Source organism: Eikenella sp. HMSC071B05, from assembly GCF_001811325.1.
Lineage (GTDB): Bacteria > Pseudomonadota > Gammaproteobacteria > Burkholderiales > Neisseriaceae > Eikenella > Eikenella corrodens.
Genome location: NZ_KV804548.1, coordinates 106,461 through 125,409, shown reverse-complemented (window position 1 = coordinate 125,409; position 18,949 = coordinate 106,461). Strand labels below are relative to the sequence as shown.

The following is an 18,949-nucleotide window of genomic DNA, read 5'->3' as shown; positions in this document are numbered from 1 at the left end:
CGCCTTGTCCTGATTTTTGTTAATTCACTATATTTCCGCAACCAGATTGAATCCTTTGTGAACACTCCCGCCATTGCCGCCGACCGCCTGGGCTCAGGCTGGATGGTGGTTTCCGCCGCCCTGTTTGCCCTGATGGGCGCGTTTGCCAAAGCCGCCGGCAGCCGTTTCGGCTTCAGCTTCAACGAGCTGGTGTTTTGGCGCATGCTGTTTGGCCTGGTGGCAATCGGGCTACCTGAATGGTGGCGCCACAAGCCCTTCCGCACGCCCTATTTGAAATCGCACCTCAACCGCAGCATCACCGGCTCGGTGGCGCTCCTGCTCTCGTTTTTCGCGCTCACCCGCCTGCCGCTGGCCACCGCCATCACGCTCAATTACACCTCTTCGCTGTTTTTGGCCTTGCTTTCCTTCATCTTTCTCAAGGAAAAAATTGCCCCGCGAATGCTGGCCGCGCTCTTGATGGGCTTCGGCGGCATCATCATCCTGCTCCAGCCCACCATTGCCGCCGAGCAGCAGCTTGCCGGCCTCATCGGCCTGATTTCCGGCGTGTGTTCCGGCTGGGCGTATTTGCAGGTGCGCGAACTCTCGCAGCTGGGCGAACCCAGCTGGCGTGTGGTGTTTTACTTCTGCTGCGTGGCTACGGTTATGTCGGGCATATTGGCCTGCATCAACGGCTGGCAGCTGCCCACCGCCCAATCGCTGCCCTACCTGTTCGGCCTGGGTGCCGCCGGCACGCTCGGCCAGTTGGCGATGACCCGCGCCTACCAAGTGGGGCGCAAGCTCACCGTGGCTTCGCTGTCCTACCTTACGGTGGTGTTTTCCACCCTGCTGGGCATTTTCTGGCTGGGCGACACCACCAGTTGGCACGAAATCATCGGTATGTTGGTGATTGTATGCGCCGGCGTATTGGGCAGTTTTGCCAAGGGTAAATAAAGGGGCTTAAAGGCTACCTGAAAGCAAGGTGAGCAATTTATCCACTGTATTTAAAGGAGAAAATTATGATCAACAGCATGACCGGTTTTGCCAACGGCAGTGCCGAACACGGCAGCAAACGCCTGTATATCGAACTGCGCGCGGTCAACCACCGCTATCTCGACATCCAATTCAAAATGCCCGAAGACCTGCGCCACCTCGAAGGCGCATTGCGCGAAGCCGTATCCGCCCACGCCGCGCGCGGCAAAATCGAATGCCGCATCCAGCTGCGCCACGGCGAGCAGGCCGGTGGCGAGCAAGAATTGCGGCTGAACAAAAAATTGGTTGCCCGGCTGGCTAAAATCAACAATAAAATCTGTAAGAAATATCCCGATATTCAACGCTTGGGCGTGGCTGACATTCTCGCTTTCCCCGGCGTGCTGGCCGCTCCGGCGGAAGAAGCCGGCGATTTGGACGAAGCGGTGCTGCAGCTCATCAACGAAGTGCTGGTTGCCTTTAACCAAGCCCGCAGCCGCGAAGGCGAGCAGCTGCAACAGCACCTGCTGCAGCGTTTGCAACAGATGGAACAGATTCTGGACGCATTGGCCGCCGCTTTCCCGCAGCTGCTGCAACAGCATATGGACAAGGTGCGCCAGCGGCTGCGCGAAGCCGTGGGCGACGTGGAAAACGACCGCCTGCAGCAAGAGTTTGCCCTGTTTATGCAGAAGGCAGACGTGGACGAAGAATTCAGCCGCCTGCGCACCCACATCGCCGAAGTGCGCCGCATCGTGAACAGCCGGCCCAAAGGCAGCATCGGCAAGCGCTTGGATTTCCTAATGCAGGAACTCAATCGCGAAGCCAACACGCTGGGCAGCAAATCCATTGCCGCCGAATGCACGCAGGCCTCGGTGGAGCTGAAAGTGCTCATCGAGCAGATGCGCGAGCAAGTACAGAATATTGAGTGATATTGGTGCAGACGCAAAAGGCTACCTGAACAATCAGGTAGCCTTTTGTTGTTGTCGCGAAAGGGATGGATAGTTGGCAGTACGATACCGCCGCTTTCAGGTAGCCTCTAACTTAGGCTACGCTATTTATCAGCCAGGGCGTAGATGGCGCCGAGGTTGCGCCACATGCCGCTGGCGTCCATGCCGTAGCCGAACACATAGCGGTTGGGCACATGGATGCCCACATAATCGGCAGTGATCGGTTTGGGGCGGCTGATGTTTTTGTTGGCAAACACGGCGGTGCGGCAGGAGGCGGCGCCCATTTCCATCACTTGTTTGTGGATGGCGGCCATGGTGTGGCCTTCGTCCAGGATGTCGTCGAGCACCAAAACGTGGCGGTCTTCCACACTGTTTTGCGGGGCGCGCAGCCAGTTGAGCTGTACGCTGCCGCTCAGTTCGCTGCCGTAGCGGGAAACGTGGACGTAGTCGAAATCGAGCGGGAAACGCAGGAGGGGCAAGAGCTGGCCAGTGAATACGACGGCGCCGCCCATCACGGGCAGGAGCAGGGGGTATTGGTCGGCCAGGTCGGCGGTAATCTCTGCGGCCATGCGCTCCAAGGCGGCGCGGCAGGTGGCTTCGTCGAACAGGAGGTCGGCTTTTTCCAGGATGCCGTTGGCTTGCTGGAAACGTTGTTGGATGGTCATGCGGGGTGTCCTTGCGGGTTTGGTGTGGGGCTACCTGAAAATGATGCCGTGCATACGCTTTAGGAGGCAAATTCGGAAATGGTGATTTCTACGTTGCGGCCTTTGCGCTCAAACAGAGTAGCGCGGGAGTAGGGGGTGGCGGGACTGTCGTGGAAGAACCTGACCAGCACACGGTTCGGGCGGGGGCGGTTGATGACGAGCTTGATCGGATAGGCTTCGTTTTGGCCGTCGCCGTCGAAGTCGAAGTGGGCTTGGCTGTTGCGGGTCAAGGTGCGTGTGGGCAGGGTGCGCGGCAGGAGGGGGTGGTCGAGCTGCAGAATGCGGTTTTCGTTTTGGTTGGCGCGCATGGCGGCGTAGGCTTGGGCAAGGCTGCCATTATGGTAGGTGCAGCGGTATACGGTGGGTACGCCTTGTTGAGCCGGTTGGGGATTGCATTCGAGATTGCCGGCGGAGGCGAAGGGAGTAGCAATGAGGAGGCTGAGGAGCAGGGTTTGGGGTTTCATGTTGGGCTTTCGTGGTCTTGGGGGGTTGAAGTAAGTTGAGGCTACCTGAAGACGCGACATCCGAAAGAAGAACGGGTTTTCAGGTAGCCTCAATTATAGCAAAGCAGTATCGGCTCTGCTGGCAGCTACCGATTTCCGTTTTGAATCTGCTGCGTTTGCAACAGGAATCGCTGGGAAAGATAGCCGTCAACAGCCCTAGGCTTAACCGATTGGATAGGTGCCTTCCACCAAAATATCGCGGGTTACGTTTTGGATATTGCGGTGGCCGGTGAAGGCCATGGTGAGATCCATTTCGTTGTAGAGGATTTCCAGCGCGCGGGTGACGCCTGCTTCGCCGTAGGCGCCGAGGCCGTAGATGTAGGTGCGGCCGATGAGTGTGCCGCGTGCGCCCAATGCCCAGGCGCGCAGGATGTCTTGTCCGCTGCGGATGCCGCCGTCTATCCACACTTCGATATCGGAGCCGACGGCGGAAACGATGCGCGGCAGGGCGCGGATGGAGGAGGGGGCGCCGTCGAGCTGGCGGCCGCCGTGGTTGGACACCACGATGGCATCGGCGCCGCTTTTCACCGCTGCTTCGGCGTCTTCCGGCTCCATGATACCTTTGATGATGAGTTTGCCGCCCCATTCGTCTTTGATGCGGGCCACATCGTCCCAGCTTAAGCTCGGGTCGAATTGCTCGGCCGTCCAGGCGGAGAGGGAGCTCATGTTGCTCACGCCTTTAACGTGGCCTTCGATGTTGCCGAAGCCGCGCCGCTGGGTGTTGAGCATGCCTAAGCCCCATTCGGGCTTGGTGGCGAGGTTGAGCAGGTTCATCAGGGTGGGCTTAGGCGGAGTGGAGAGGCCGTTTTTGATGTCTTTATGGCGCTGGCCGAGCACCTGCAAATCGGCGGTGAGCACGAGGGCGGAGCATTGGGCGGCTTTGGCGCGGCGGATAAGGCTGCGCATGAATTCGCGGTCGCGCATCACATAAAGCTGAAACCAGAAGGGCTCGGGGCTGTTGGCGGCCACGTCTTCGATAGAGCAGATGCTCATGGTGGAGAGGATATAGGGCACGCCGAATTTGGCGGCGGCGCGGGCGGCGAGGATTTCGCCGTCGGCATGCTGCATGCCGGTGAGGCCGACGGGGGCGAGGGCGAGCGGCATTTTCACGGTTTGCCCGATCATTTTGCTCTCGAGGCTGCGGTTTTCCATATCCACCAGCACGCGCTGGCGGAACAGGATGGATTGGAAATCGGCTTCGTTGACGCGGTAGGTGGCTTCGCTCCACGAGCCGGTGTCGGCGTATTCGTAGAACATTTTGGGCACTTTGCGCCTGGCGATGCGCTGGAGGTCGGCAATGCAAGTGATTTTGTTGAGCTTGGCGGCTGTCATGAGGGATGCCTTTGGGATGGTTGGAATGAAGTTGCTGCTGATGTGTGGCAGTAGTGATAAGGATTATATCGCTATCGCGAATTATCTTCACTTTCGTGCGGCTTGGCTTCGCTGTGTTGAATTGCGCCTGCTGTATGCAGGGCATCGGCTTGTATCGAAAGCGATTTAACTAGGCGGTAGTGGATGGGATGTTGGGCAATGGAAAAGGCTACCTGAAAGTTTTCAGGTAGCCTTTAATCATATGCGATGTGGATTATTTGTCGAGGCGGCGGGTTTCTACGATGCGGCCGTCGGCAACCATCTGGGGCAGTTCGTCGCGTTTGATTTGGATGCGTTCGGATTCGTCCCAAGTGATGTTGGAGAGGTCGCCGTTCAGGTCTTGTTTGGCGCCTTCAGGCACTTCCCAAGCGGCATCTTCGGTGATCACGATGATGTGGTTGGATTGTACTTCCACTACTTTCATCAGGCCGTAGGCCACGGATTGCTCTTTGCCGTTTTGACCGAAACCTTGGTCGGAGAAAGAGCTGAGTTTAGCAGCGTAGAGGTCGCCTACTTTGGGCTCGGCCAATACAGAATCGAGAGCAGGCGCGGTAGCAGCGGTTTGTGCGCCGCTGGCGGCAGTGGATTGAGCCGGGGCAGAGCTGTTGGTTTGGCCGCCGCAGGCTGCCAATACGGAGATGAGGGCTAAAGCGAGTAAGCGTTGTTTCATGGTTAAAGTCCTTACGGTTATTAAATTGACACTGAGGGCTTTCGTGTTCGAAAACGGCTGTATTATCGCCGTTTTACTGGAAATCTACAAATTATTACGTTTTCAGACAGCATTTTGTAGCAAGTCTACCTGAAACCAATACAGCATTTTCAGGCAGCTTTTCGCGGCTTGGGGCTACCTGAAAAACAGCGCCGCTGCTTTTAGCTGTGTCGGTAGTTGGCGTTGGGAGGTGCAGCTCCGCTTTCAGGTAGCCTCTTGTGCAGTGGTAGCTTGTTTTTGCAGTTGATACAGCAGGTCGAGGGCTTGGCGCGGGGTAAGTTCGTCGGGGTGCAGCTCGGCGAGTTCTTGCAGCAGGGGGTGGGCGGCAGGCGGGGCGGCTTCTGTCGGGTTGTGTTCGGGCGCGGCTTCTTCGGGTAGGTTGAACATGTCCATCTGCGGGCGGTGGGCGGCGGCTTGGGCTTCGAGCTGTTCGAGGTGTTTCTGCGCGGCTTTGAGGGCAGGAGCGGGCAGGCCGGCCAGTTTGGCCACAGCGATGCCGTAGCTTTTTTCGGCCGGGCCGGGCTCGATGTGGTGCAGGAAGACGATGTCTTGCCCTTCTTCTAAGGCGGAGAGGTGCATATTGACGGCGGCGCTATGCTGCTCGGGCAGGCGGGTGAGCTCGAAATAGTGGGTGGCAAACAGGCTGAAAGATTGGTTTTTTTGGATTAAATGTTCGGCCACGGCCTGGGCGAGGGCGAGGCCGTCGAAGGTGGAGGTGCCGCGGCCGACTTCGTCCATGAGCACCAGGGATTGCTCGGTGGCGTGGCGCAGGATGTAGGCGGTTTCGCTCATTTCCACCATGAAGGTGGAGCGGTTGGCGGCGAGGTCGTCGGAGGCGCCGATGCGGGTGAAGATTTGGTCGATTTGGCCGATGCGGGCGGCTTCGGCGGGCACGAAGCTGCCGGTGTGGGCGAGCAAAACGATGTGGGCGACTTGGCGCATATAGGTGGATTTGCCGCCCATATTGGGGCCGGTGAGCAACATGAGGCGGTGTTTGTGGTCGAGGCGGGTGTGGTTGGGGGTGAAGTGCGGTACTTGGCCTTCAACCACGGGATGGCGGCCGTTGTCGATTTCGATGCCGGGATAGTCGGTGAACCGGGGGGCGTGGTAATCGTGTTCGGCGGCAAAGTGGGCAAAGCAGCAGAGGACGTCCAGCGCGGCGGCGGCCTTGGCGGTACGCTGCAGCAGGGGCAGTTGCTGCTGGAGCTCTTGCAACAGGCTGTCGTAGAGGCGTTTTTCGAGGGAGAGGGCACGCTCTTGGGCGTTGAGCACTTTGTCTTCGAAGGTTTTGAGCTCGGGGGTGATGAAGCGTTCGGCGTTTTTCAGGGTTTGGCGGCGTTGGTAGTCGGCGGGGGCCTCGGCGGCTTGGATTTTGGAAAGCTCGATGTAGAAACCGTGTACGCGGTTGTATTCGACTTTGAGGGTGGAGAGGCCGGTGCGCTCGCGTTCTCGTGCTTCGAGTTCGAGCAGGAAGTCGCTGCCGTGGTTTTGGATGCGGCGCAATTCGTCGAGCTCGGCGGAAAAGCCGTGGTTGATTACGCCGCCGTCGCGCAGCCATACGGCGGGTTCGGGCAGGATAGCGGCTTGTAATTTCTCGGCAATGCCGGTGCCTTGCGGGAAAATGTCGACCAGGGTGTTGAGCAGGCTGCTTTCAGGTAGCCTGAGTTGGGTGAGGGTGAACAGGCTGTCGCGCAGGCCGGAGAGGTCGCGCGGGCGGGCGGAGCCTACGGCGATGCGGGCGGCGATGCGTTCGATGTCGGCGATGGTTTTCAGGTAGCCTTGCAGGGCGGAATAATCGTTTTGCAGGGCGGATACGGCTTCTTGACGGGCGCGGATGTGTTCGCGGTTGCGCAGGGGGTTGTGCAGCCATTGGGCGAGCAGGCGGCTGCCCATGTTGCCGGCGCAGCGGTCGAGGGTGGAAAAGAGGGTGGGCTCTTTTTTGCCGGACAGGGTGGCGGTGATTTCGAGGTTGCGGCGGGTGGCGGCATCCATGCCGATGTATTGCTGTTCGGTTTCGAGGCTGAGGTTGTCGAGGTGGCGCGGCAGCTGGGATTGGGTGTGGCGGATGTAGTTGAGCAGGGCGCCGGCGGCGCCGATGGCGGGGTCGTGTTCGCCGGATTGGAGGCCGAAGCCGAGCAGGTCTTGGCAGCCGAAGTAGTCGGTGAGCAGGGTGTGGGCGCTGTCGGGGGCGAATTGCCAGTCGTGCAGGCGGGTGGGGTTGCAGTTTTCAGGTAGCCTCAGTTTAGCAGCGGCTTGGTCGGGCAGTAATACTTCGGCAGCCTGCAGGCGGGCGAGTTCGTCGGGCAGTTGGGCCGGGGCGATGATTTTGGCTTTGAATTCGCCGCTTTGCAGGGAGGCCCAGGCGAGGCCGACCGGCTGCTTGGCCTTGCCGCTCCAAGCCACGGCGGCGATGCGGTTGGTTTCTTTGTCTTCCAATAGGGCGGCATCGGTGAGCGTGCCGGGGGTAATGATGCGAACCACTTCTCGCGCCACCGGGCCTTTGCCAACGCCCACTTCGCCTACTTGCTCGCAAATGGCCACGCTGCGGCCGAGTTTGACCAGTTTGGCCAAGTATTGCTCGGCCGCATGGTGTGGCACTCCGGCCATTTTGATGGGCTCGCCGTTGATTTGGCCGCGGGTGGTGAGGGTGATGTCGAGTAGGCGGGCAGCTTCTTCGGCATCAGTGAAGAAGAGCTCGTAGAAGTCGCCCATGCGGTAGAACAGCAGTTTGTCGGTGTGCTGGGCTTTGATCTCGAGATACTGCTGCATCATGGGGGATACGGCACTTTTGCGGCTCATGAAAGGCTACCTGAAAAATGGAAAGGCGAAAAACGATATTGTAGCCGATGCGGCAGCGGACGAAATGTTTGTGCTTGTAAAATGATTTGCCCGGCGGCTTGGGTGGGTGGTTAAATTCTGCCAGTTTGCGCCTGCGGTCGCCGTAAACGGGCAGGAGTTGGCTAGAATGCATCGGAAACGGTGCGGGACGGGCGGTAATGTTTATATATTATTTATCGATTTCTTTCAGTGGTATAAATTCAACTTCATGGAATGAAAACTGAAATGGCAGGAAAATTTCTTTCTTCTCGTAACGGCTGGCTGTTGCTGTCGGCATTGCTGCTGGGCGGCTGTTTTTTTCATAGTCGGCCCAAGCCCTCCGGCGGCGGCATAAGCGGTATGTCAGCTTTGCCGCCCGGGCAGCGTTATGCAGAAGGCTATCAGCACCGGGTTTCAGGTAGCCCGGCAGGGTATAAGGCAGTGTCGTTTTCTGCTTTGCCGCAGTGGCCACAACAGGATTTTGCTGCCAGCTTGAATGCGTTTCGCAAAAGCTGTACTGCTTTGAAAAACAAGCCGCAATGGCAGAATGTGTGTGCCCAGGCCGACAGGGTGGGCAGTCAGTCTGCGGCGGCTAGGCAGTTTTTCGAGCAATATTTCACTCCGTGGGAAGTGAGCCACAACGGGCAGTTGGGCGGTACGATAACCGGTTACTACGAGCCGGTGTTGCACGGTAGTGCGCGGCAAACTGCGCAGGCGCGCTTCCCGATTTATGGCTTGCCTGCGGATTTGGTTACTGTGCCACTGGCCGGTGCGCCGCAATCGGGAACAGTACGAATTCACCTCACCGGTCGCAACAGTGGCCAAATTGCCGCCAATGGTGAATACACAGCCAATCTGGCAGACTTCCCTGGTCGGGATAAAAGCCGATCTTTGAAAGGGCGGGTTTCAGGTAGCCGTTTTGTGCCGTATTACACCCGTGAGCAAATCAATGCCGGTGCGGTAAATGGCAGTGCATCGGTGTTGGCTTATGCCGATGATCCGGTTGAATTGTTTTTCCTGCATATCCAAGGCTCCGGCCGAATTCGTACGCCGGATGGGCGCTATATCCGCTTAGGGTTTGCCGATAAAAACGACCACCCCTATATTTCTATTGGCCGTTATATGGCCAATAAAGGTTATCTGCCGCTGGCGCAAACCAGTATGCCGAAGATCCGCGATTGGTTGCGTGCGCATCCGGATAAGTTGGCTGAAGTGTTGGGCCAAAACCCCAGTTATGTGTTTTTCCGCCAACTGCCGGATGGCAACGACGGGCCGATTGGTTCGTTGGGTGTGCCATTGAGCGGCGGTTATTCCGGCGCGGTGGATAAACGCTTCATCACTTTAGGCGCGCCACTGTTTTTGGCTACTGCTCATCCTGAAACCGGTCATGCGCTCAACCGCCTGATTATGGCACAAGACACCGGTAGCGCCATTAACGGCGCGGTGCGGGTGGACTTTTTCTGGGGTTATGGCGATGAAGCAGGGAGAGTGGCCGGCCGTATGAAGCAGACCGGCTATGTTTGGCTGCTGTTGCCTAACGGAGTGTTGCCGTGAAATTTCCATCAATTATTACCTGCTGGGTGAAGAAAAAGATATGTCGTTAGTGTGCAATCTCTTTCTTTTTGGCGGAGAGTTTCATTAATCCGTTTGAATAAAACGTGTAAATTAATATATACTTTAGGCTAAATTTCCAACATTTGTGTTTGGAAAGATGTTAAGAGAAGTAGGATGAATATTTTCATTCAATTATGTTTAGGGAGGGTGGGATAAATGGATCTGACGATTCTAGTTCCGCTATTGGTGGTTTTGGCAGGCTTGATTTTTGTGCAGCGCCGCCAAAAACAACAGGCAAAAGCCGCTGTTGATGAAGAGAAAAAAGGCAGAGGTAAACGCGCTGCTGCCCGATCAGCTAGCAAAAAGTCAGCGCCGGCAGCTGTTCGCCAGGCTGCAGCAGTTTCGCCATCTGAGCCTGAAGAGATTGAGGTGAGTGAAGACTGGGGTTGGGAAGCTGTGCCTGATGTGGAGGCGGAAGCAGCAGCAGTCAATGTGGCGCAGGAAGTTGATGCACTCACGGAATATAAAGTCTATAAGCAATTCGGTTACCATGAAAAAGCAGCCGAATCGCTGTCTCAATATCTAACTTCCGGCTCGGCAGCAGTGAGCGACGGTATGCGCAGCACTTTGGTTAATGAGTTGGTGCAATTGTGGCTAGATGCTAAAAAGCCGGACGAGTTGGCTGAAACTTTGCGCCAGTTCGGCAACCTACTCACCAAAGCACAAACTGAGGACTATATCAAACAAGGTTTGGCTGTCGATAAAAACAACCTTAATCTACGCGTGTTGGCTGAAGAAGTGCTGGGCTGGGGTGTGCAGCAAACCTCTGCCGAAATCGGCGAACGCAACGGATTGGATGCTCCGGCACAAAGCAAGCAGACCAAGCAGAAAAGCCGTCGTGCAGTTGCAGAAGCCGAGAACGAGCAGAAAGTGGCAGATTTGGCGTCAGTCAAGACTCGCAAGGAGTTGGTGACCAACTCCAAATATGCTGGTGCTATTCTTGTGCACGATGAAGAAAAAGCCGCTCTGATGGGCTTTATGGAGCCTGAGTCAGGCTATCGCCTGATGAAGGATGGATTGGCCTATGATGCGGCAGTCAGCTATGCCAATAAGGCCATCCGCCAGGCTAACAAACCGGCTGCATTGATTATTGATGCGCTGAGTTTGGATTATAAAAATCAAAATATCGACCGATTTGCCCAACATCTTTGGCAGCTCTACTACACATTAGGCCAGTATGGCCGCCAAGTGAAGGAAAGGATGCTGGGCTGGGGTCTCAACTTGGGTGAACACCCTATCTTTACTCAGTTGGAAGCTAATCCGAATGAGGCTCAATTGCGCGAAATCGGGATTGCCAACGGTTTCTTGGATCGTGGCACTAGTACCCAAAAAGCGCACCGCAAACCCCTTATTAGAACACGTACTGATGATGTCAGCGTAAAACAGACGCCGGCAGAAAAAGTGTTGCGTGATGTCGAATCGTTATTGATGTACGGTCAGTTGGATGAAGCAATGAATTTGCTGGAAGAATCGATTTTGGAATACCCCAGCGAATCGCAGCTGTATATCACGCTGTTCGATATTTGCGAACGTGCGGAAGAGTGGGAGCGCTTGGAGCAGGTATTGCATAAGATACGTGCCAATATCCAGCATCCGCCAGAGGAGGTAGTATTGGCAATGAGCCAGTTGCTACAAAAAATCAACTACGGTTCTGTTCGGACATAATAAATGACTAATAACGCAATCCCCCAAGTGAAGACGGTTCACATTATGCTGTTGGGCATGGATGAGCGCCAATATGCGATGTTCCGCATGGCATTCAAAATGCACGGCATCACCAATTATGAACTGGTTACGATGGAGCAGGGCATTCAGCCGGATATGGTATTGGCCGATGCCGATACCGATGTAGAGATTTGGAAAGATGCGAAAAACCAGTTTCCAGATGCGAAAGTGGTGTATTTCTCCAGTTCTCCGCCTCCGGTAACCGCTCCTTATTTGGCCAAACCAATTAAGTTTGATACTCTGTTTTTGAACTTGAAGAACTTGCAACAGGGTAATGGTATTTGGGTAGCTAGTAGTAGTGGCAGCTCAGCGGCTCCTGTTTCTAGACAGGCAATACAAGAGACTGAACCGGCAGCCACACAATCTCATTCAGCCAATATTACCATCGAACATTTTGATGAAGACAGCGGCTTGTTGGGCGAAGTGCGCAAAGCAGCCAAGCAGGATAACGATGTGGCAGTAATGCACAATGGTAAGCCTGTGCTGTTGGTGTTCCCTTCTGTTCAGAAAGTATTGCTGGCAACCGATTCTGAAACACTCCAATCTTTGTGTGAGCAAAAGTTTGTTGATTTGCAGACACGAGTAATCACAGAAGAACATTTGAAGGCTAAGGCTAAACTCTCCATCAGCGCTTGCTTGTGGCAGCTGGCTATTTGGACAGGTAATGGCCGTTTCCCCAAAGTCATCAACAAAAATACAGTATTCAAAGTTCGCAACTGGCCAAACCTGACTCGTTTGGCACCGCTTGCCGAATCAATGCGCCTATCTGCCTTCTTAACCAAGGCTTCAGGTAGCCTGACTATCCTACACAAGCTGATGCTTATCGATAACAAAGATTTGGCTGATTATCTTACTGCAGTCTATGTTACCGACCATCTGATTGTGGAATCAGCTGGACAAGCTGAGCCTCAAACTACTGGAGCAGGGCAAGTTAGGGCTGCCGCCCAAACGCAAACTATACAGCGTCCGGAGAGAGTTCATGCCAGAGCGCATGAAGATAATGGCGACGAAGAAGTACCGAAACAGCGCGGACTGCTGCAACGTTTGATGAATAAAATTATTGGCCGATAAAGGAATATAACATGGCAGAGAATAAGATTATTTTTACAGGCCCGGTCGGCGTGGGGAAAACTACCGCTATTGCTGCACTGTCGGACGACCCGCCGATCAAGACCGATGCCCGTGCATCTGATATGACGACCTCCATGAAAAGCCACACCACCGTGGCCATGGACTACGGCGTGATTCATTTGGATGAAAAAACCAAAGTGCATTTGTACGGTACGCCTGGGCAGGAACGCTTTGATTTTATGTGGGATATTCTGAGTCAGGGTAGTATGGGCTTGGTGTTGTTGCTGGATAATACCCGTTCCAATCCTTTGAAAGATCTGAAGTTCTTCTTGGATTCATTCAGCGATTTGCTCAAAACCGCCCCTGTGGTTGTTGGTGTAACCAAGATGGATTTGAAAGCCACGCCGGGTATCGAGGTATACCAGAAATATCTGTTGCAATACGGCATGAACGTGCCAGTATTTGAAATTGATGCTCGTAATGAAAACGATGTGAAACAGCTGGTTACAGCTATGCTGTATTCAATTGATCCTGGTCTAGAGGTATAAAAATGGATTCGACACTACTTTTGCAGCCTAATCTATACCCACGAGTAACTCCTGCCGGCGCATATTATGCGGTTTCCAATAAAGGCCAAAGCGCTAGCCGTACTCTGCTGGGCGGCATTTTGCAAGCCGGTGAGCAGGAAACCGTTAGCCGCGAAAACGTATTGCGCTGGGCGCAAACCAACGATATTGATGCTGCACTCAACTTGTTGTATCGCATGCAGCGTTTGGAATTTTTGTATGGCGAAGACGAGCCGGACAAGAAAACAGATTTGCTCAGCGGCACTGGTCTGCCCAATATCCTGATGCACCTTTCTGATGTGCAAAAAGCATTGTTGGTGGATCAAGACGGTTTCTATTTCTCCAGCTCCGGTTTCAACCACGAAGCTGCCGAAGAAATCGCTGTGCTGGCTAGTGAAGCCGTGCGTTTGTATGAACAGCACAGTCTTCTGATTAAGAATAACCTGAACATCTACCACAACGCGGTGGGCATTTGCGATCCGTCAGGACAGAGTGAGCTGACCTTCTTCCCGCTGTATATCGGTGATTTGAAATTTATCCTGGTGACCGGCGGCGTGCCGCAGCTGCATAAAGATGAATTTGTATCTTTGGTGCGGGCGCTGTATCAAATCGTTGATTCTGCGAACCAAATTGAAACATTCTGATTAAATTATTGGGAAAACACGATATGCAACAACAATTAGTTTCTTCCGTATTGAGCGATTTGAACAGTTCGTCTGTTGATATTACCGCTTCCGCCGTTATTTCTAGTGACGGTTTGCCGATTGCTTCTATGCTCCAGGCCAATATTGACCCGGATCGCGTGGGTGCGATGTCTGCCGCTCTGCTGGCCTTGGGTAACCGTACCACCAAAGAGCTGCTGTGTGGCGAATTGGAGCAGGTGATTGTGAAAGGCACTGATGGCTATATCCTGCTGATTCAGGCCGGTGAAGATACCGTATTGGTAGTAACCGCCCGCGAAAGCGCTAAATTGGGCCTGATTCTGCTCGACGCCCGCCGTGCAGCTCGCAGCATTGTGGATTTGGAAAGCAGCTAAACGCCTCTCCAATACGCACTGAGTGCCGCACGCCAGGCTACCTGAAAATACAGCCAATCTGTTTCAGGTAGCCTTTGTTCCATTGCCGGTTGGTAAACCGGTTTGTTTATGGAGTATAACCAACCAGATGGTATTTGGATTTTTTAGAAAGCGCAAAGCGCAACCCACAGTCCCGCAACAGGATGCCGAATCAGTACAAGCTGCTGAAGAAGTCGTGCAAACCGATGAGGTTGCGGCACAAGCTGCCTCAGAAACAACAGAGCAAGCCGCCGCCCAAACGCCTGCTGCAGAAGTTGCTGTGGCCGAGTCGGGGTTAACTGATTTAGCTACCGAAACATCGGCATACGAGCCCGCAAGCACAGAAGTAGCAGATGCTGAAGCAGCGCCCGCACAACCGGAAGTTTTGGCGGGACGCCCCCCTGTTGAAACACAGGCAGATGAAATCACTGATGCCGTGCCTGCGATGGAAGTGGCAGAACAAGCAACGGGCGAAACATCTGTTGCCACAGCTGAAGTAGCTGCTTTAGTTGATGAACGCGACTCTAACGCTCAGGCAAGCAACGAGCCAGCATCCAGTGAACCAGCAGCGGCGGAATCAGTTGCTCCATTAAGCACCGACATCGACCAAGCTGCTATCGAGCTAGCTCCAGAGCAGCCAGCTTCGCTTGGCTGGGCCGCCCGACTCAAGCAAGGCTTGAGCAAATCGCGCCAGCAGATGGCCAAGTCGCTGGCCGGCGTGTTTGGTGGCGGCAAGATAGACGAAGACTTGTATGAAGAGCTGGAAACCGTGCTGCTCACCAGCGATATGGGCATCGAAGCCACTGAGCATCTGATGGAAGAAGTGCGCCAGCGCGTGAGCCTGCGCGGCCTGAAAGATGGCGAAGAACTGCGCGGCGCATTGAAAGAAGCCATCTACGAGCTGATTAAACCGTTGGAGCAGCCGCTGACCTTGCCCGCAGACAAACGGCCGTTTGTGATTATGCTCGCCGGCATCAACGGCGCGGGCAAAACCACTTCCATCGGCAAGCTGGCTAAATATTTCCAAGCCCAGGGCAAAAGCGTGCTGCTGGCTGCCGGCGACACTTTCCGTGCCGCTGCCCGCGAGCAGCTGGCCGAATGGGGCGAGCGCAACGGCGTTACCGTGATTTCCCAAGCTTCCGGCGATTCTGCCGCCGTCTGCTTTGATGCCGTGGAAGCCGCCAAGGCGCGCGGTATCGACATCGTGCTGGCCGACACCGCCGGCCGTCTGCCCACGCAAACCCATTTGATGGAAGAAATCAAAAAAGTGAAGCGCGTGTTGCAGAAATCCATACCCGACGCGCCGCACGAAATCGTGGTGGTGCTGGATGCCAATATCGGCCAAAACGCCGTGAACCAAGTGATTGCCTTCGATGACGCGCTGGGGCTCACCGGCCTCATCGTGACCAAGCTCGACGGTACAGCCAAAGGCGGCGTGCTGGCTGCGCTGGCTAGCCGTCGCCCCGTGCCGGTGCGCTTTATCGGCGTAGGCGAAGGCATCGACGATTTGCGCCCGTTCAACGCCCGCGAGTTTGTGGACGCATTGCTGTAATCCCACTATGCACAGCAAAAGGCTACCTGAAAAACCGTTTTCAGGTAGCCTCTCGGTTTTCAGGTAGCCTGTTATATAATCCGCTTCACCCTTTCCTTTCGAGAACACCATGCTGCTTGCCCTCTCTTTGCGAGATTTTGTGATTGTTGAGCAACTCCATTTGGATTTCCAATCTGGCTTTACCGTGCTCACTGGTGAAACCGGTGCCGGCAAATCCATTACGCTCGATGCGCTCAGCCTGCTGCTTGGCGACAAGGCCGACTACAGCCAAATCCGCCATGGCTGCCCCGAAGCGCAGCTGTCTGCCCTGTTCGATTTGAGCGGCCTGCCCACATTGCGCGCCGAACTCTGCGAACAAGGCCTGCTTGGTACAGACGAGGTCGAGCTTTCCATCCGCCGCACCATCGACAGCAAAGGCCGCAGCCGCAGCTTCATCAATAATCAGGCCGCCACCCTGGCCCAACTGCGCCAAATCGGCAGCCGCCTGGTGGACATCCACGGCCAAAGCGCGCACCACTCGCTCAACAGCGAAGCCGTGCAGCGCGATCTGCTGGATGCTTTTGCCGGCAGCAAACCATTGGCCGAGCAAGTGCAAGCCGCTTATCGGCAATGGCGGCAGGCGCAGGAGAATTTGGCTATGGCCGAGGCCGAGGGCGAACGTTTGGCCGAAGAGCGCGAACGGCTGGCCTGGCAGGTGGGCGAAATGGAAAAACTCGCCCCGGTGGAAGGGGAATGGGCGCAGCTTTCGCAAAGCTACGACAGCTTGGCGCACGCTGCCGAATTGTTGCAGGCTGCCGAAGAAGTGGCCGCCCACATCGACGGCGACAACGGCCTGCACAGCCTGGCCGGGCGCTGCCGACGCCAGCTGGAAAGTCTCTCCGGCATCGAACCGCGTTTTGCCGAAAGCCTGGAAATGCTGGATAGTATCGAAGCCGAGTTGGGCGAAATCAGCAGCCACATGCACAGCGTGGCCGCCCGTGCCGAAATCAACCCCGCCGAATTGGCCGCGCAGGAAGAGCGCATGGCCGAACTGATGTCTGCCGCCCGCCGCCACCGCATCGAGCCCGAAGAGCTGCCTGCCCGCCTGGCACAGCTGCAGCAGGATTTGGCCGATTCCGAAGCCGCCGCCGACATCGAAGCCCTGCGCGAACAGGTGCGCCTGGCCGAAGCCGCCTATTTGCAGCCCGCGCGCGAGCTATCCGCCCAAAGGCAGCAGGCCGCCGCCAAACTGGCCGAAGAAACCACTGAACATATGCAGCAGCTTTCCATGCGCGGCGCACGTTTTCACATCGAGCTCATTCCGTGCGAAGCGCAGGCATACGGGCTGGAGCAGGTGCAGTTTCAGGTAGCCGCCAACCAAGGCAGCCCCTTGCGGCCGTTGAACAAAGTCGCTTCCGGCGGCGAACTGGCCCGCATCAGCCTGGCCCTGCAGGTCACCGCCAGCCAATACACGCAGATTCCCACCCTGATTTTTGACGAAGTAGACAGCGGCATCGGCGGCGGCGTGGCCGAAACCGTCGGCCGCGCCCTGCGCACGTTGGGGCGGCAGCACCAAGTGCTCGCCGTTACCCACCTGCCACAAGTGGCCGCCTGTGGCGCACAGCATTGGCAGGTAAGCAAACACAGCGGCGGCGGCCAAACCGTGAGCACCATTCGCGAGCTCGAAGGCAGTGCGCGCATCGAAGAAATCGCCCGCATGCTCGGCGGCGAAACCCTCACCGACACCACCCGCCGTCATGCCGCCGAAATGCTGGAAATGGCGGCAGCAGAGTAGGGCGGTTGTTTCAGGTAGCCTTTCTGGGTTTCAGGCTACCTGAAAACTAAACCAGCCAAAATTTCAGGTAGCCCGCAAACACGAAAGGCTACCTGAAAGCAGCCATTCCGGCATAAAACCCGCTGCCTGTTTGCAGCCATCCTCCCTCCCTATTTCAAGCCCATCCCATCATGACCGATTCCCTCTACCTCCCCGCCGCCCGCCTGCGCCCCGCCGCCATCACGCTGCCCGGCTCCAAAAGCATCAGCAACCGCACCCTGCTGTTGGCCGCCCTGTCCGACAACGCTTGCCGCATTGAAAACCTGCTCGATGCCGATGATACCCGCCACATGCTCGCCGCGCTGCAAAGTCTCGGCGTTCGCATCGAACATCATGGAGGCGGCAGTTACACCGTGCACGGCTGCGGCGGCCGTTTCCCACGGCGGCAGGCCGATTTGTTCCTCGGCAACGCCGGCACCGCCTTCCGCCCGCTCACCGCCGCACTGGCCTTGCTTGGCGGCGATTACCGCCTGCACGGCGTGGCCCGGATGCACGAACGCCCCATCGGCGATCTGGTCGATGCCCTGCACCAAGCCGGAGCCGACATCCGCTACGAAGGCCGGAAAGGCTATCCGCCGCTACACATCGGTGAGCGGCAGGCCGGCGGCCAGAGCCACATTGCCGTGCGCGGCAATGTGTCCAGCCAATTCCTCACCGCCCTTTTGATGGCGCTGCCGCTCACCGGCCAGGCGCACGAAATCGAAGTGCAGGGCGAGCTGATTTCCAAACCCTATATCGACATCACGCTCAAACTGATGGCGCAATTCGGCGTTCAGGTAGCCCACGACAGCCACCGTCTGTTCAGGCTACCTGAAACAGCCCGTTACCACGCCCCGGCTACTCTCCATGTGGAAGGCGATGCCTCTGGAGCGTCCTATTTCCTCGCCGCCGGCCTGCTTGCCGCCGCCCCTGTGCGCGTGAATGGCATCGGTCGGCACAGCATCCAGGGCGACACCGCGTTTGCCGCCGAGCTGGAAAAAATCGGCGCCGCCGTGGAATGGGGCGAAAATTATATTCAGGTAGCCCGCCGCCCCAGCCAGCGCATCCGCCCCTTCGATTTGGATGCCAACCACATCCCCGATGCGGCAATGACCCTGGCCGTGGTGGCACTTGCTTCCGGTGCGCGTTGCAGCCTGCGCAATATCGGCTCATGGCGCGTGAAAGAAACTGACCGCATCGCCGCTATGGCCGCCGAACTGCGCAAACTCGGCGCACGGGTGGAAGAGGAAGCTGAAGCCATCCACATCACCCCGCCGCCCCGCCTAGCTGCCAACGCCCGCATCGACACCTACGACGACCACCGCATGGCCATGTGCTTCTCGCTGGTTTCCCTGCTCGGCGTGCCGGTGTATATCAACGACCCGCAATGCGTGAATAAAACCTTTCCCGATTATTTCCGATTGTTTGAATCTATGCGGGCGTGAGAGGCTGCATAAGGGAAGATGAGCTATCAGCCAAGCGTGAGCAATCTGTTTTTATGCTTTGGCTGAATGGAAGAAATTGGCATTAAGTGGCAGCTGGTTTGGTATAAATGCTTGGCCTGCTCTCTGCAATGTTA

Annotated in this window: 16 protein-coding genes; 11 read left to right on the top strand and 5 right to left on the bottom strand. The window is 56.3% G+C overall.

The genetic code is table 11. From position 1 onward, the window contains the following. The first annotated feature begins 102 nt into the window (after positions 1–102). Positions 103–930, top strand: a complete 828-nt coding sequence (locus tag HMPREF2796_RS05470) for a DMT family transporter (RefSeq protein ID WP_070631733.1) — start codon at positions 103–105, stop codon at positions 928–930. Between the two features lie 65 nt (positions 931–995). Further along, complete coding sequence (locus HMPREF2796_RS05465) at positions 996–1,874, top strand: YicC/YloC family endoribonuclease (protein ID WP_070631585.1); 879 nt, start codon at positions 996–998, stop codon at positions 1,872–1,874. A 122-nt stretch (positions 1,875–1,996) separates the two neighbouring features. Here HMPREF2796_RS05465 and HMPREF2796_RS05460 read toward each other — a convergent pair whose 3' ends face one another. The 5 genes from HMPREF2796_RS05460 to mutS all read right to left on the bottom strand — a co-directional run bounded on the left by HMPREF2796_RS05460 (position 1,997) and on the right by mutS (position 7,978). Continuing rightward, on the bottom strand, positions 1,997–2,557 hold the full coding sequence (locus tag HMPREF2796_RS05460; RefSeq protein WP_070631582.1) for a hypoxanthine-guanine phosphoribosyltransferase: 561 nt from the start codon (positions 2,555–2,557) through the stop codon (positions 1,997–1,999). Between the two features lie 59 nt (positions 2,558–2,616). Beyond that, on the bottom strand, positions 2,617–3,060 hold the full coding sequence (locus HMPREF2796_RS05455) for a hypothetical protein (protein WP_070631581.1): 444 nt from the start codon (positions 3,058–3,060) through the stop codon (positions 2,617–2,619). Between the two features lie 201 nt (positions 3,061–3,261). Next, complete coding sequence (locus HMPREF2796_RS05450) at positions 3,262–4,431, bottom strand: alpha-hydroxy acid oxidase (protein WP_070631579.1); 1,170 nt, start codon at positions 4,429–4,431, stop codon at positions 3,262–3,264. 253 nt (positions 4,432–4,684) lie between these two features. Beyond that, complete coding sequence (locus HMPREF2796_RS05445) at positions 4,685–5,140, bottom strand: hypothetical protein (RefSeq protein ID WP_070631577.1); 456 nt, start codon at positions 5,138–5,140, stop codon at positions 4,685–4,687. A gap of 243 nt (positions 5,141–5,383) precedes the next feature. After that, positions 5,384–7,978 carry a DNA mismatch repair protein MutS gene (gene mutS / locus HMPREF2796_RS05440; RefSeq protein ID WP_070631575.1) on the bottom strand — a complete coding sequence of 865 codons (2,595 nt, stop codon included), beginning with the start codon at positions 7,976–7,978 and terminating at the stop codon, positions 5,384–5,386. 252 nt (positions 7,979–8,230) lie between these two features. On the opposite strand from mutS, the gene HMPREF2796_RS05435 reads away from it, so the two are divergent. The 9 genes from HMPREF2796_RS05435 (at position 8,231) to aroA (ending at position 18,815) form a co-directional block, all read left to right on the top strand. Further along, a complete protein-coding gene (locus HMPREF2796_RS05435; RefSeq protein ID WP_141749163.1) occupies positions 8,231–9,550 on the top strand; it encodes a murein transglycosylase A in 1,320 nt (439 codons plus the stop codon). Between the two features lie 216 nt (positions 9,551–9,766). Beyond that, entirely contained in the window at positions 9,767–11,275 is a 1,509-nt protein-coding gene (locus tag HMPREF2796_RS05430) for a hypothetical protein (protein WP_070631571.1), read from the top strand. Between the two features lie 3 nt (positions 11,276–11,278). After that, positions 11,279–12,406 (top strand): hypothetical protein, encoded by a 1,128-nt coding sequence (locus HMPREF2796_RS05425; RefSeq protein WP_070631570.1) that lies wholly within the window; start codon positions 11,279–11,281, stop codon positions 12,404–12,406. Positions 12,407–12,417: 11 nt separating this feature from the next. Further along, positions 12,418–12,954 carry a GTP-binding protein gene (locus HMPREF2796_RS05420; RefSeq protein WP_003824085.1) on the top strand — a complete coding sequence of 179 codons (537 nt, stop codon included), beginning with the start codon at positions 12,418–12,420 and terminating at the stop codon, positions 12,952–12,954. A 2-nt stretch (positions 12,955–12,956) separates the two neighbouring features. Continuing rightward, entirely contained in the window at positions 12,957–13,616 is a 660-nt protein-coding gene (locus tag HMPREF2796_RS05415; protein ID WP_003824087.1) for a roadblock/LC7 domain-containing protein, read from the top strand. A gap of 23 nt (positions 13,617–13,639) precedes the next feature. Beyond that, positions 13,640–14,008: a roadblock/LC7 domain-containing protein gene (locus HMPREF2796_RS05410; protein ID WP_064089949.1), complete on the top strand. Its 369-nt coding sequence runs from the start codon at positions 13,640–13,642 to the stop codon at positions 14,006–14,008. A 127-nt stretch (positions 14,009–14,135) separates the two neighbouring features. Next, positions 14,136–15,578: a signal recognition particle-docking protein FtsY gene (gene ftsY, locus HMPREF2796_RS05405; RefSeq protein ID WP_083308653.1), complete on the top strand. Its 1,443-nt coding sequence runs from the start codon at positions 14,136–14,138 to the stop codon at positions 15,576–15,578. A gap of 109 nt (positions 15,579–15,687) precedes the next feature. Beyond that, complete coding sequence (recN, locus tag HMPREF2796_RS05400; RefSeq protein ID WP_070631568.1) at positions 15,688–17,352, top strand: DNA repair protein RecN; 1,665 nt, start codon at positions 15,688–15,690, stop codon at positions 17,350–17,352. A 170-nt stretch (positions 17,353–17,522) separates the two neighbouring features. Further along, the gene (aroA, locus tag HMPREF2796_RS05395; RefSeq protein ID WP_070631566.1) at positions 17,523–18,815 is read left to right on the top strand and encodes a 3-phosphoshikimate 1-carboxyvinyltransferase; all 1,293 of its coding nucleotides are present in this window, start codon (positions 17,523–17,525) and stop codon (positions 18,813–18,815) included. Positions 18,816–18,949: the final 134 nt, after the last annotated feature.